Origin of the sequence: Bradyrhizobium sp. 2TAF36 (genome assembly GCF_052114925.1) — a bacterium.
Lineage (GTDB): Bacteria > Pseudomonadota > Alphaproteobacteria > Rhizobiales > Xanthobacteraceae > Bradyrhizobium > Bradyrhizobium barranii.
This window is the reverse complement of the sequence record NZ_JBFRFR010000016.1, coordinates 79,985-93,296: the sequence shown is the minus strand read 5'-3', so window position 1 is coordinate 93,296 and position 13,312 is coordinate 79,985. Positions and strand designations below refer to the sequence as shown.

The 13,312-nt window shown below is 62.5% G+C and carries 12 protein-coding genes; 9 read left to right on the top strand and 3 right to left on the bottom strand.

Annotated features, from left to right (window positions below; genetic code table 11):
* Positions 1-23 precede the first annotated feature (23 nt).
* The 6 genes from AB4Z51_RS11755 (at position 24) to AB4Z51_RS11730 (ending at position 6,107) form a co-directional block, all read left to right on the top strand.
* Positions 24-1,184 (top strand): aminotransferase class V-fold PLP-dependent enzyme, encoded by a 1,161-nt coding sequence (locus AB4Z51_RS11755; protein WP_441497435.1) that lies wholly within the window; start codon positions 24-26, stop codon positions 1,182-1,184.
* 29 nt (positions 1,185-1,213) lie between these two features.
* A complete protein-coding gene (locus AB4Z51_RS11750) occupies positions 1,214-2,110 on the top strand; it encodes an amino acid ABC transporter substrate-binding protein (protein ID WP_441497434.1) in 897 nt (298 codons plus the stop codon).
* A gap of 62 nt (positions 2,111-2,172) precedes the next feature.
* A complete protein-coding gene (locus AB4Z51_RS11745; protein WP_441268268.1) occupies positions 2,173-2,967 on the top strand; it encodes an amino acid ABC transporter permease in 795 nt (264 codons plus the stop codon).
* Complete coding sequence (locus AB4Z51_RS11740; RefSeq protein WP_166095254.1) at positions 2,964-3,656, top strand: amino acid ABC transporter permease; 693 nt, start codon at positions 2,964-2,966, stop codon at positions 3,654-3,656. Before AB4Z51_RS11745 ends, AB4Z51_RS11740 begins: the two co-directional genes overlap by 4 nt.
* Before the next feature lie 40 nt (positions 3,657-3,696).
* The gene (locus tag AB4Z51_RS11735) at positions 3,697-4,464 is read left to right on the top strand and encodes an amino acid ABC transporter ATP-binding protein (RefSeq protein ID WP_441268269.1); all 768 of its coding nucleotides are present in this window, start codon (positions 3,697-3,699) and stop codon (positions 4,462-4,464) included.
* 173 nt (positions 4,465-4,637) lie between these two features.
* Positions 4,638-6,107: an FAD-binding oxidoreductase gene (locus AB4Z51_RS11730; protein ID WP_441497433.1), complete on the top strand. Its 1,470-nt coding sequence runs from the start codon at positions 4,638-4,640 to the stop codon at positions 6,105-6,107.
* A gap of 20 nt (positions 6,108-6,127) precedes the next feature.
* Here the strand turns inward: AB4Z51_RS11730 and AB4Z51_RS11725 are convergent, their stop codons facing one another.
* On the bottom strand, positions 6,128-8,164 hold the full coding sequence (locus AB4Z51_RS11725; protein ID WP_441497432.1) for a molybdopterin-containing oxidoreductase family protein: 2,037 nt from the start codon (positions 8,162-8,164) through the stop codon (positions 6,128-6,130).
* 269 nt (positions 8,165-8,433) lie between these two features.
* On the opposite strand from AB4Z51_RS11725, the gene AB4Z51_RS11720 reads away from it, so the two are divergent.
* On the top strand, positions 8,434-8,709 hold the full coding sequence (locus AB4Z51_RS11720; RefSeq protein WP_038941960.1) for a DUF3303 domain-containing protein: 276 nt from the start codon (positions 8,434-8,436) through the stop codon (positions 8,707-8,709).
* A 489-nt stretch (positions 8,710-9,198) separates the two neighbouring features.
* On the opposite strand, the gene AB4Z51_RS11715 is transcribed toward AB4Z51_RS11720, so the two are convergent.
* Positions 9,199-10,758, bottom strand: coding sequence for an acyl-CoA carboxylase subunit beta (locus AB4Z51_RS11715; protein ID WP_441268271.1), 1,560 nt, complete (start codon positions 10,756-10,758; stop codon positions 9,199-9,201).
* Complete coding sequence (locus AB4Z51_RS11710; protein WP_208086270.1) at positions 10,688-11,662, bottom strand: IclR family transcriptional regulator; 975 nt, start codon at positions 11,660-11,662, stop codon at positions 10,688-10,690. Before AB4Z51_RS11710 ends, AB4Z51_RS11715 begins: the two co-directional genes overlap by 71 nt.
* A 94-nt stretch (positions 11,663-11,756) precedes the next feature.
* Here AB4Z51_RS11710 and AB4Z51_RS11705 point away from each other — a divergent pair, with 94 nt between their 5' ends.
* A complete protein-coding gene (locus AB4Z51_RS11705; RefSeq protein WP_014495968.1) occupies positions 11,757-11,978 on the top strand; it encodes a biotin/lipoyl-containing protein in 222 nt (73 codons plus the stop codon).
* A 167-nt stretch (positions 11,979-12,145) separates the two neighbouring features.
* Positions 12,146-13,309, top strand: coding sequence for a TAXI family TRAP transporter solute-binding subunit (locus AB4Z51_RS11700; RefSeq protein WP_441268272.1), 1,164 nt, complete (start codon positions 12,146-12,148; stop codon positions 13,307-13,309).
* The last annotated feature ends 3 nt before the right edge of the window (positions 13,310-13,312 follow it).

Sequence of the window (13,312 nt, the reverse complement as noted above, 5' to 3'; positions counted from 1 at the left end):
GGCGCGCTCAACAGGAGATGTGCATGTCTCGTCATTACGACGTGGACGCCGTGAGGAAGGAATTCCCCGCCGTCGAACGGATGGTCTATCTGGATTCCGGGTTTCAAACGCCGCTCGCGCGTCCCGTGAAGGCCGCGATCGAGCTTTTCCTGCGCGAGGGCTTCGAGACAGCCGGTCCGAAGAGCATCTGGCTCGATCGGGTCGAGCAGACCCGTGCCAAGGTCGCCCGCTTTCTCGGCGTGACGGCGGACGAGATTGCCTTCACGAAAAACACGTCGGAAAGCATGAACATTGCGGCAAATGCACTGCCGCTGCGCGCCGGCGACAACGTTCTGATGATCCACGGCGATCATCCGAACAACGCCTACGCGTTCCTCAATCTGCAACGGAAAGGCGTCGAGGTCCGCTTCATCCCGATGACGGAAGTCGTCGACGCCGACAGCTTTGCTCCCTTCATTGACGAAAGGACGCGTGCGATCTCGATGTCGCATGTGACTTTTCACGCCGGTCACCGCTTTGACATCGAGAGCGTCGGCGCGATGTGCGTCAGGAACAAACTCCACTTCGTGGTGGACGTGATGCAGGCCATCGGAGTCGTGCCTGTTAACGCCAAGGCGATCGGCGCAAGCTTCATCGGCTCCGGCAGCCACAAGGGATTACTGGTTCCGCAAGGGCTCGGGCTGCTCTATTGGGACCAGACGCTCAAAGAGCTCGAGCCGACCTATCTGGCGGCTGCGAGCCTCGCCGAGATCCCGAGCGATCTCATCGCGCGTGCCGACGGGATGGCGCCCTCGCCGGCCGCCAGGCGCTTCGAGCTCGGCAACTTCAACCTGCCCGCAGTCCACGCCCTCGGTGCTTCGCTCGACATGATCGAGCAGATCGGGGTGCAGAACATCCAGAACCACTGCTTCGATCTCGGCGATCACCTGATTGCACGCCTGGACGAGCTGGGCGTCCGCCTCGTTGGTCCGCGCGAGCGCAAGCATCGCGCTCCGCACATCTACGTCATCGCCCTGCCCGCGGCAGACTGGCTCGGCCATTTCGAGGAGAACGGCGTGCGCGTGTCGCCCGAACGAGATGGCATTCGCGTCTCGCTCGGCATGTTCAACACCGCCACCGACATCGATCGGCTGATCGACGTCATCCGCCGGCGAGGGCTCGGACGCCCGTCCGTCGCAGCTTGAGTTTGACAAACGATCGGAAGGCAAAGACCATGAAGAAGCTCGTTCAGGTATTGGGACTTCTCCCGGCGCTCCTGGCTGTCAACGCAAGCCCGGCCGCGGCAGCCGACAGCCCGACGCTCGACAAGGTCAAATCCAGCGGATCGATCACGATCGGCTACCGTGAGGCTTCGATACCGTTCTCGTACCTCGGGCCGGACCAGAAGCCGATCGGCTTCTCGCTCGACCTCTGCGCGGCGATCGTCGATCGCATCAAGGAGGAGCTGAAGTTGCCCAGTCTGAAGGTCAACTACACGCCGGTAAACTCCTCGAACCGGATTCCCCTGATCCAAAGCGGGACTGTCGACATCGAATGCGGCGGCACCGCCAACGACAAGAAGCGGCAGGAACAGGTCTCGTTCTCGGTCGCAACGTTCGTCAGCCAGCCGCGCTGGCTCGTCAAGGCCGCCAGTGGCGTGAAGACCGCCGGCGACCTGAAAGGCAAGACGGTTGTCGCCACGCAAGGCTCCAACGCGGTCGGTTTCGCGCAGAGCGTCAACGCCAAGGCGCAGCTCGGCCTCAACATCGTCCAGGCCAAGGACCATGCGGAGTCCTTCCTCATGCTAAACACCGGCCGCGCCGTCGCCTTCATGGAGGACGATATCCTTCTCGCCGGGCTCAAGGCTGCGGCGCCGAATCCGGACGCGCTCCTCTTCCTTTCCGAGGGTTACGCGAAGATCTACTATGGGCTGATGTTCACCAAGGGCGATGCCGGCTTCAAGAGGCTCGTCGACGACGTTCTCTCCAAGCAGATGGCATCCGGCCAATTCGAGAATACCTACGCGAAATGGTTCACCAGGCCGATCCCGCCCAAGGGTGAGAACCTCGCATTCCCGCTCACCGACGAGTTGATGGAGCGGATCGCACATCCCAGCGATGCCGTCGACTGATTGACGGAGCTGATCGTCCCGGAAAGTCATCCTCGTCMGCACCTGCAACCCGGAGGCTCGCGATGTTCGGAGTGCTTTTTGAACAGGCGGCAGACGGCCAGCGCTATATCGACTGGCTTCTGTCGGGTCTCGGTTGGACCCTGGCTCTGGCCTTCTTCGGCTGGTGGATCGCCTTCGGTATCGGCGTGTTCGTCGGCGTGGGCCGCACTGTCCAGAATCGTTTCGTCTCGATTCCGGCCCGGCTCTACGTCGAGATATTCCGAAACATCCCTGTCCTGGTGCAGATGTTCCTCTGGTACTTCGTTTTCCCGGAGGTGGTGCCGACCGCGCTCGGAAATGCCATCAAGCAGATGCCGCCGCCTTGGGCATCGTTCTTCCCGGCTCTCCTTTGCCTCGGACTCTACACGGCGTCGCGGATAGCCGAGCAGGTCCGGGCCGGCATCGAAGCGCTTCCGAAGGGGCAGATCGAGGCCGCCAACGCTCTCGGCCTCAGTGGCTACCTCACCTATCGGTACATCGTCGTGCCGCAGGCTCTGCGCCTGATCGTGCCGAGCCTCACCAGCGAGGTGATGGGAATATACAAGAACACCTCCGTCGCACTCACGATCGGCTTGATGGAGCTGACCGCACAGGCGCGCCAGATCAGCGAGGCAACGTTCCAGACATTCTCGGCATTCGGCGCGGCGACGATCATCTATCTTTGCCTGGCGCTGGTTGCGTATCAGATCATGACGCTCATCGACAAGGCCGTCAGGATTCCGGGTAGCACCCCGGTGAAGCTTACTGCTGAACAGGATCTCGCCGCCGACATGCAGCAAGGCAGCGCTCTGCCTGGCGCCATGGAGACCGTGAAATGAATACCCTCGATTTCTCGATCGTCGCGCAGTCGTGGCCTTATCTCTGGTCGGGCCTGCTGTTCTCGCTTTCGCTCACGGCGGCCGCATTCGCCATCGGCATGGTGCTCGGAACCTGTCTCGCGCTGGTACAGCACTTCGAGGTCCCGGTGTTCGCCCAGATCGTCCGCGGCTACGTCGCGATCATCCGGTCGATCCCGCTGATCCTGGTTCTCTTCTGGTTCTTCTTCCTGGTGCCGATCGTGCTCGGGCACCTGAGCGGCAACGGCCGCCCGATCCCGATCGGGGCGACCTACACGGCGTTCATCACCTTTGGCTTGTTTGAAGCCGCCTACTACTCCGAGATCATCCGCGTCGGACTGCGGGCCGTGAACAAGGGGCAGTTCGAGGCCTGCCAGGCGCTCGCGCTGTCGACCTACGACACCTACCGCCATGTCGTTCTGCCGCAAGTCCTTCGCGTGGCGAGTCCGATCATCCTGAGCCAGACGATCATCCTGTTTCAGGACACGTCTCTCGTTTACGTGCTGTCGTTGACGGATCTTCTGGGCGCGGCTTCCAAGCTCGCACAGCTCAATGGACGTCTCGTCGAGATGTACCTCGTCGTCGCGGTGGCCTACCTCGCCATCAGCTCGGCGGCCTCCCAGTGCGTCGCCACCCTTCGCAAGCGATACGGCCTTGCCACGGCACGATGATCATCGGGATACCAAACGGCCTTGTATTCGGGAGACAAACATGCCTCAAGCGACTGTCAGCAATGCCACGCAGCCCAGTGCAATCGTCCTCGTCGAGAATGTGATGAAGCGATTCGGCGCATTCAATGCGCTGAACGACGTCAATCTCAGGGTCGGCAAGGGCGAGAAGATCGTGCTGTGCGGCCCCTCGGGCTCCGGCAAGTCGACGCTCATCCGGTGCATCAACCATATCGAGAAACACGACGGCGGCAGGATCGTCGTCGACGGTGTCGAATTGAGCAATCGCATGGCCGACATCAACAGCGTGCGCTGCGAGGTCGGGATGGTCTTTCAGAGCTTCAACCTCTTTCCGCACCTCACGGTCGCCGAGAACTGCATGCTGGCTCCGATGAAGGTTCGCGGCATCTCGCAGGCGGAAGCGCGCGATCGCGCACTCGGCTTGCTGCGGAAGGTCCGCATCCAGGATCAGGCGGACAAGTATCCCGCGCAATTGTCGGGTGGCCAGCAGCAACGCGTCGCCATCGCGCGGGCGCTGTGCATGCAGCCCAAGATCATGCTGTTCGACGAACCGACATCTGCTCTCGACCCCGAGATGGTCAAGGAAGTGCTGGACACCATGGTCGAGCTGGCGCGAGACGGAATGACGATGGTCTGCGTGACGCACGAGATGGGATTCGCCCGCGAGGTCGCCGATCGGGTCGTCTTCATGGATCGCGGAAGCATCGTGGAGGAAGCGGATCCGGAGACATTCTTCCGGGCTCCGCGCACGGAACGGGCGAAGGGTTTCCTGAACCAGATCATCCACTAGGATTCCGCTCGGCCGAGACCAAGCTCCGTCGGTGACGGGTACCTGCTCGGTGCGTTCGTCCACGGTCCCCCGCTTCGAGACATATTGCCATTAGACTCCCCCGCCGCAAACGTGGAGAATACCCCCGCACGTTACGTGCGCAGTGCACACCAAGATGCGCCAGGGGAAACAAAATGCCGGCTGCCTTCCCGTCCTCCCTACCCACCATCCCGACCGCTCCTTTGACCGCCCGGATGCGCGATGCGCTGCGCGCGATCGTCGGCGAGAAGGGCCTGATCGAGGACGAGCACGGCAAGCAGCCGTACGTGACGGACTGGCGCGGACTACTGGTCGGCGGCGCGGGCGCCGTCGTTCGTCCTGGCAGCACCGAGGAAGTCTCGAAGGTCGTCCGGCTTTGCCATGAGCACGGCGTCGCGATCGTGCCGCAGGGTGGCAACACCGGTCTGATGGGCGGGGCCACGCCCTGGCCAGCGCACACCGGCATCGTGTTGTCGCTCGGCCGCATGAACCGCGTGCTGGACGTCGATGCCGTCGGCTACGCGATGACGGTCGAGGCCGGCTGCGTTCTCCAGACGCTTCAGGAGACCGCAAGCCGTCACGACAGGTTCCTGCCGCTCAGCCTTGGCGCCCAGGGCTCATGCATGATCGGCGGCAACCTGTCGACCAACGCCGGCGGCGTGCAGGTGCTCCGCTATGGCAATGCCCGCAATCTCGTCTTGGGGCTCGAAGTCGTGCTGGCCAACGGGGACGTCTGGGACGGACTGCGTGCGCTCAAGAAGGACAAYACGRGCTACGACCTCAAGCACCTTTTCATGGGCGCCGAGGGAACGCTGGGCATCATCACGAAGGCCGTCCTCAAGCTGTGGCCGGCGCCGAAGGACGTCTGCACGGCGTGGCTGGCGATCCGCGATCCGCGCGCGGCGCTGGAGATCCTGTCCGAAGCCCATGCGGCATCAGGGGACAATGTCGGCTCCTGCGAGCTGATGAGCCGCAGCGCCATCGACATGGTGCTGCGCCATATTCCCGGCACCCAGGATCCTCTCAAGGCCGACACGCCATGGTACCTCCTGCTCGAATGGTCGTCCTCGCGGGCCCGACAGGACGGGACCGAGGGCATRACCGAGAAGCTGGAGCAGTTTCTCGCTGATCAGCTCGAGGCCGGCCGCGTGCTCGACGCGGCATTGGCGCAGACGGTCGGTCAATCGCGCAACATGTGGCGCATCCGGGAAAGCGTCGCCGAGGCCTCCCGCGCCGAGGGGCCGGGACTGAGCTACGACGTGTCGGTGGCCATCTCCAGGATTCCCGGCTTCATCGACCAGGGGCTCAAGGCCGTGCTCGACATTCTTCCGACCATTCGCCCCTATCCTTTGGGACACATCGGCGACGGCAATCTGCATTTCTCGTTCATGGGCCCCAAAGGCATGGATCAGCAGACGCTGACCCAATATTCGTCCGCCATCACGCGGGCCGTGAACGATCTCATCACTTCCATGGGCGGCTCGATCTCGGCGGAGCACGGCATCGACAAGCTCGACGAGCTCAGTCACTACCGCTCGAAGACCGAGCTCGACGTCATGCGCACCATCAAGCGCGCGCTCGATCCGCAGAACATCATGAATCCAGGCAAGGTGCTGCGGCTGTGACGGATGCCGGATAGCCTCGTCTACAACGACGCCTGCCTTCGCGCGACCTCCACGCGGGCGCCGTAGTCGGACTGGCCAACGGAGAAGTGAAAAAGACTGAGAGCGTCTCCGGTCAGAACCGCGTCGCCGGACGTGAGATGATTGAGGCCAACCCAGCCATCGCGCATCCAGACCACCCCGGGCTTGACGTCGTCGGTGACGCAGGCCTTTGCCGCGAACTCGCCCCGCTGATTGTAAATCCTGATCGCATCCCCGTTGCTGAGTTGAYGCGCCTCTGCATCCACCGGCGATATCCAGAGTTGCGGGGCGACATTGTGCTTTGCCAATGCCGGGAGAGCCTGGCCCTCGTCATAGAACGAATGAAAATGTGTCAGCGTCCTTCCGAAGCTCAGCGACAACGGATAGGGCGAAGCCTGGTCGCCGCCGTGCACCGGAAGTGGCGGAAGCCCGAGCCTTGCCGCCTGCGGCGAGCAGAATTCGATCTTCCCGGACGGTGAATCGAATTTCCGATCCGCATAGGCGACCGCGGGCACGTTAAGAGGCAAAAAGCCACCGGCAGCGCGCAGCGACGCAACAGTCGCATGGCCGGTTGTCGTGTCATTCAAGATGACATCGATCACCTCTTCGATCGACGCCCACGGAAAGAAGTCAGCAAGCCCGAGGGAGTCTGCCAAAGAACTCAGGATTTCATAGATCGGGCGCGTCTCTCCCTCCCGCTCCAGTGCACGCTCCATCAGATAGAGGTGCGTGTTCGTCACCTTAAATCCCAGTTCCTCGAGCCAGGCGGTTCCAGGCAACAACACATCGGCGAAACGCCGCGCCGTTTCATTCATGAACAGATCGACGCAAACGACCAGACCCGTCTTGTTGAGACCATGGGAGATTTCACCGGCGTCCGCGAAGGACGACAGCATGTTGGTCCCCAGCAGGAGCAAAACCTTGAGCTGCCCGTCGGACAAGGCCTTTGCGATGTCGGGCATTTGATTGGCAACATAATTGCCCGGCGCGCGTGCCACACCCGTATTCAGATTGCACATGGTCGCACTGTGGGCGCCATGACGTGGGCCGAGACCGCCGCCTGCAACCCCAAAATTGCCGGTCAACGCCGGCAGACAGCTGATCGCACGCGCCGCGTGCCAGCCGTTGGCACTCTTGTGCATGGAGCTGCCGCCGAGAAGGATCATGGCTGGTCGCGTGGACGCGTACGCTCTGGCGAACGACGCAATCTGGCCTTCCTCAAGACCGGTCTCGGCTGCTGCCCAGGCCGGCGCGAAGGGCAGAACGTGAGACGACAATTCCGCGAAGCCGACGGTATGCGCTTCGATAAACTCAGAGTCATAGAGCTTTTCAGTGACGATGACGTGCATGACGGCCAAAGCGAACGCAGCGTCCGATCCAGGGCGGATCAGGAAAACTTCATCCGATTGAGCCGCCGCTTCCGTTCTCCTTACATCGATCGTGATGACTTTTGCCCCGCGACGCCGAGCCGCGACGATATGACGGGCGGTATTGGGCTGACTCGAAATGTTCGCGCCCCAAAGCACGATCATGTTCGAGTTCTCAGCCATATCCTCCTTGGTATTGACCTTGAGCGCGCCCGTCAGACCCACTCCAAAACCGCCAAGCCCCCAACAGACCATTGCAGGATGCCAGTTCTGGCATCCATACATATGCGCGAAACGCTGCATCAACTGCACCGTCACGGCACTCCCCACGGTGAAGCCGCCATGCCCCGCCCATAGACCCACCGCCTCGGGCCCAGCCGACCGCATCCGCTTCGCCATGAAATCCAGCGCCTCGTCCCAGCTTACGCGGCGCCAGATGTCGGTGCGGCGATCGTCGCGAATCTGGGGGTAGAGCAGTCGCTTCGGATTGCCGAAGATCTCGCTGGTCGCGCGCCCGCGAACGCAAAGAAACCCGGCACTGTCCGGATTATCCTTGTCTCCGCTCAGCGTCTTGAGCCGACCGCTCTCGACCTCAACCTGCATTCCGCAAAACGTCGGGTGGCAGTTCATCGGACACATGGTGCGGACGATCTTCGCATCGACAGCCGACATGAGCGAGCCCTCCCGGTCTCATTCCCGAGATGATCTTATCAGAGACGGGATAGGTCGGCAGCCCCAATGAGTTCCCCGTTCGCGCCGCTACGGCCGTATCGTCATGTTCTCCGGCGGACGCCGGTGACACACGACCAAGTCCGCTACGGCGCCTCCACCGCACTAACCCACGGCTTCATTCGCCGTTGTTATTCGACATGCCAGCGCTATTGTGCGCGGGCGGCGCAGCCGCAGCATTCATCCAATAATTCAGATTATGGGAGAATCGCATGAAATTCATTACAACCTGGAGTGTACCTCAAGGCACCTTCAATGCAGCCGTCAGCCGTTTTCTGGAAACCGGCGGAGCGCCACCCGAAGGCGTCAAGATGCTGGGCCGGTGGCATGGCATGAACGGACAGGGATTTGCGATCTCTGAATCGAGCGATCCAAAGGCGATGTATCGCTGGCTCGCGCAGTGGGCTGACCTGCTCCCATTGACCGTCACACCCTGTCTGGAGGATGGCGACGCGGGCGAAGTGATGGCCTCGCTGCCCAAGCGCTAATCGTCAATCCTCATGTCGCTGCCGCTGAAGACCGGCGGCAGTGACATCCCCGGCAGGTCTAAAATGTCGATCTGTCCGGCCGAAGGCGTGGCCGTTTCCGTGGCGGCTTACAACGAATGTGTTTGCGGGTATTTCGATAGGGCCGTCAGTGACGCCCGCGATTCCTTTAGCGCTCAGGTGGCGGGCGTGGAATCACCCATTGCTCGAGGCGATCGATTGATGCCTCCCGTTCATGCTGGCCCAGCCAAACCGTAAAGAGAACCAGCGCGGCGGCGAGAGCCCCGATGCCGAAATACAGGTTCCTCATGCGCGTTTGAATGCACCGCGCCGGAAATGGTTCCATCCATCACGACTTTCACCGCGCCGCTCCACGAGGAGCGAAGCGACGAAGCAATCCAGACGGCCTCCGCGGGTAAAGTCTGGATTGCTTCGCGGAGCCCGTCATCGGGACTTCGCTTCGCGCGCCCGGTTGCTCGCAATGACCGCAACCTACGGCCTGATCGTCATGTTCTCCGGCGGCCCCGCCTTCCGCAACGGCTCGGCCAGCCTTGCGAACTCGCATAGCAGCGACCGCGTCTTCCGGGGATCGATGATCTCCTCGACCCAGAATTTTTCGGCGGAGCGAAACGGCGAGCGTAGCTTGTTCAGCCGTTCCTGGATCTCGTTGAGCTTGCCCGCCTTGTCCTCGGCCGCATCGATGTCGGCGCGGTAGGCGGCTTCGATGCCGCCTTCGAGCGGCAGCGAGCCCCAATAGGCTGACGGCCAGGCGTAGCGGATCGAGAAGCGGTCGGCCGGCTGATGCACCACGCCGGCGACACCGAAGGCATTGCGCAGGATCACGGTGCACCAGGGCACGGTGGTCTGGTTGACCGCGGCCATGGCGCGGACGCCGTGGCGGATGGTGGCCGCCTTCTCGGCATCGAGGCCGATCATGAAGCCCGGGCAGTCCATGAGATAGACGATCGGCAGGTGAAAGGTTTCGGCGAAGTCGACCCAGCGCACCACCTTCTGGCACGCATCCGCGGTCCACGAGCCGCCGTAGTGAAAGCTGTCGCTCGCAAGCACCATCACCGCCCTGCCCTCGAGCCGGGCGAGACCGACAATGATTGGCTTACCGAAATTCTTGGCGACCTCGAAGAACGAGCCCTTGTCGACGACCTGCTCGACGATCGGCCGCATCTTGTAGACCTGCTTGCGGTTGCGCGGCACCGCATTCATCAGCGCTTCTTCGGTGCGCTCCGGATTGTCGGTGCAGGGCAAGGTCGGCGGCAGCTCATAGACCGATGACGGCAGATAAGAGAGGAAACGTCGCGCGCAGGCGAACGCCTCTTCTTCCGTATCGACGGCGTGATCGACCGCGCCGGCGCGAGTCTGGATGTCGGCGCCGCCGAGCTCCTCCTTGGTGAGGTCCTGCCCCAGCGCCTTCACCACCGGTGGCCCCGCGACGAACATCGCGGACTTCCGGGTCATGATGGAATAGTGGCTGGCGGCAAGGCGTGCCGCGCCAAGGCCAGCGACCGAGCCGAGGCCGAGCGCGACGACCGGCACGCGCGACAAATTCTCCGTCGTGAAGCGATACCAGCGCGTGCCGCCAATGCCGCCCGGCAGATTGGCCGCGCCCTTGGTCTCGATGGTCTTGACCGAGCCGCCGCCGCCGGACCCCTCGATGATGCGGACGATGGGCAGGTGGAAATCATGCGCCATCTCCTCCGCCATCAACGGCTTTGCCGAGATCGACGCATCGGCCGAGCCGCCGCGCACGGTAAAATCGTCGCCGACGACCACCACGGTGCGGCCCTCGACACGCGCGCGGCCGAACACGCAGTTCGCCGGCGTCAATTTCTGCAGCTCGCCGCTGGAATCGTACTCACCGATTCCGGAGACGGCACCGATTTCGTGAAAGCTGCCCTTGTCGATCAGCTTGTCGATACGCTCCCGAACAGTCAGTCGGCCCTGGTCATGCTGACGCTTGACCTTGTCAACGCCGCCCATCTCCCGCGCGAAGGCTTCGCGCCGGGCGAGCTCGTCGAGTTCCGGCTTCCAGTTCATTCACTCCCTCCGAATTGATCGGCTTGTTATTGTTGTGCACGGCCATTGCGACCGGTTTACGCGAGATACGGTTGTTGAAGACGTCGCCTTCCGCGCCCTCCATCAGGCTTCCGAGCGAGCGGCCGAGCGCGACCATCAACGGCGCGACTTCAGCATGCAGACGCTGCTCGTCATACATCGACGACAGCAGCCCGATCGTGATGACGACGAAGGTCTGGTATTGCGGCGACCAGATCGGCACCGCGAGGCCGTTGATGTGCGGGCTCCACAGGCCGCAGGCCGTGACATAACCGCGCTCGAGCAACGACTGCCTGTTGGCCTCGATGCGGGGCCGCAGGATCTTTGCAGCTTCGGGCGCTTCCCGTTCCATGTCTGTAATGAAGGCATCGCCGACTTCAGGCGCCAGCGCCGCGGTGTAGGCCGCGCCCGCGGCCGTCGAGGCCATCGAGATGCGGCTGCCGGTGCCCTCATGCAGGCCGAGCGCAGTCGCCGAGCGCGCGAACTGGAGATAGACCAGATGGAAGCGATCGGGGACGACGAAGCCGACAGTGCCAGGCAATTGCTCGGCGACTTCCTGCAGCCGCTGCCGGATCATGCTGCGCAGCTGCGCGCCCTTCATCATCGAGGCGCTCATCGCCACTGCGCTCGGACCGATGCGATATTTCTGGTCGCGCGGCAGGTAGACGAGTTGCCCCATCCGCGTCAGCGTGTGCGTGAGCCGCGACACCGTCGAGCGCGGCAGGCCGCAGCGATTTGAAATCTCGAGATTGCCGAGTCGGGCCTCATGGCCCTCGAAGCATCGCAACACGTCGAACGCGCGCGACACCACCTGGATGACATCACCCTCGCCGGCATCGCCAGCGAGCGCACCTTGCCTGCTTAACCGCTCCGATCGTCGTCCCATGTTCCCTACCGTTCGTTCCGCTCTGCGGAATTAAATTCCACTTGCAGACGACGCTACCTCAGGCATTTTGCAACGACAACAAAAAGGCGATGGCATGCCAGAAATTAAGATCGTCACGGAGGTCGCGGGTCGCATCTGCGCAACTCCCGTGCAAGTTGGAGGAACCGTTGCTGATGGCGATGACGTTGTAGTCGTCGAGGCCATGAAGATGGAGATACCTGTGCCCTCGCCTGCGAGCGGCACGATCACATCGCTGCTCGTCAAGCTCGACGATGTCGTCGCCGAAGGACAGGCGATCGCGATCGTCGCGAACTGACTGCATTATCCGTGGATTCCGCGACAATCTGTCTGCCTCATCGCCGCGTTCGYGGTACGGCGTTGCCATCGCCTGATCGCGATGACATGATCTGCTTCAAACAAAAATCTGTTTCAAACAAAGAATGAAACTCTTCGCGGCAAACGCGAGGATCATTGGAGGGAAACATGCTTCGTGGGCTGACCATGCTCGCGCCTGCCTTGGTTGCGGGCATTTCTTTTGCGTCTACACGCTATGCAATCGCCGAAGACATCAAGCTGCCGCCGACATTGACATTCACCGCCTATGACACCGGAACCGCCGGATTCAACATCGCGGTTGGCGTCGGCAAGATGATGAAGGACAAATACGGCACCGATGTGCGCGTGCTGCCCGCAGGCAACGACGTCGCGCGGCTTGCACCACTGCGCGCCAAGCGCGCGGCGTCATCGGCGATGGGATCAGGTACCTATTTCGCGCAGGAAGGYGTGTTCGAGTTCGGCTCGAAGGAATGGGGCCCGCAGCCGCTCCAGATCATGCTCTCGAGCGTCGATTGCAATTGCGGTTCGCTTGGGGTCGCAGCCGATAGCGGCGTGAAAGATCTGAAAGACCTGAAAGGCAAGCGCGTCGGCTTCGTGGTCGGCTCGCCCGCGCTGAACCAGAACTCGCTCGCGGTGCTCGCCTTCGCAGGCCTGACGCAGAAGGACGTCAAGGTCGTCGAGTTCGCGAGCTACGGCGCGATGTGGAAAGGCCTGATCAACAACGACACCGACGCCGCCTTCGGCACCACCATCACCGGCCCCGCCAAGGAAGCCGAGACCTCGCCGCGCGGCCTGGTCTGGCCGCCATTGCCCGCCAAGGACAAGGAAGGCTGGGCGCGGATGCAGAAGGTCGGCTCGTTCTTCTTCCCGCAGACGGCAACCTGCGGCGCCGGCATCACGCCGGACAAGCCGATCGAGCTCGGCAACTACCCCTACCCGATCTTCGTCGCCTATGCCTCGCAACCGGCCGACCAGATCTATGCGATGACCAAGGCGATGATCGTGAGCTACGACGCGTACAAGGACTCCGCGCCCGGCGCCGGCGGGCTCGCTGCGGACCGGCAGACCAAGAACTGGGTGGTGCCGGTGCATCCCGGCGCAGTGAAGGCCTTGAAAGAAGCCGGGCAATGGTCTGACGCGCAGGACGCCCACAACAACAAGCTGTTCAAGCGTCAGGAAGTGCTTGGCGCGGCATGGGCGGATTACGGCAAGTCCAATCCACCGTCGGACGAAAAGGCCTTCCTCGAGGGCTGGATGAAGGCGCGCGCCACGGCGCTGGCCAAGGCCGACATGCCGAACGGGTTTGACTGACCG

What these genes read in the sequence shown, in the direction of transcription:
- AB4Z51_RS11755 (WP_441497435.1), top strand. Translation starts at nt 24, where the DNA reads ATGTCTCGTCATTACGACGTGGACGCCGTGAGGAAGGAATTCCCCGCC.
- AB4Z51_RS11750 (WP_441497434.1), top strand. Translation starts at nt 1,214, where the DNA reads ATGAAGAAGCTCGTTCAGGTATTGGGACTTCTCCCGGCGCTCCTGGCT.
- AB4Z51_RS11745 (WP_441268268.1), top strand. Translation starts at nt 2,173, where the DNA reads ATGTTCGGAGTGCTTTTTGAACAGGCGGCAGACGGCCAGCGCTATATC.
- AB4Z51_RS11740 (WP_166095254.1), top strand. Translation starts at nt 2,964, where the DNA reads ATGAATACCCTCGATTTCTCGATCGTCGCGCAGTCGTGGCCTTATCTC.
- AB4Z51_RS11735 (WP_441268269.1), top strand. Translation starts at nt 3,697, where the DNA reads ATGCCTCAAGCGACTGTCAGCAATGCCACGCAGCCCAGTGCAATCGTC.
- AB4Z51_RS11720 (WP_038941960.1), top strand. Translation starts at nt 8,434, where the DNA reads ATGAAATTCATTACAACCTGGAGTGTACCTCAAGGCACCTTCAATGCA.
- AB4Z51_RS11715 (WP_441268271.1), bottom strand. Translation starts at nt 10,758, where the DNA reads ATGAACTGGAAGCCGGAACTCGACGAGCTCGCCCGGCGCGAAGCCTTC.
- AB4Z51_RS11710 (WP_208086270.1), bottom strand. Translation starts at nt 11,662, where the DNA reads ATGGGACGACGATCGGAGCGGTTAAGCAGGCAAGGTGCGCTCGCTGGC.
- AB4Z51_RS11705 (WP_014495968.1), top strand. Translation starts at nt 11,757, where the DNA reads ATGCCAGAAATTAAGATCGTCACGGAGGTCGCGGGTCGCATCTGCGCA.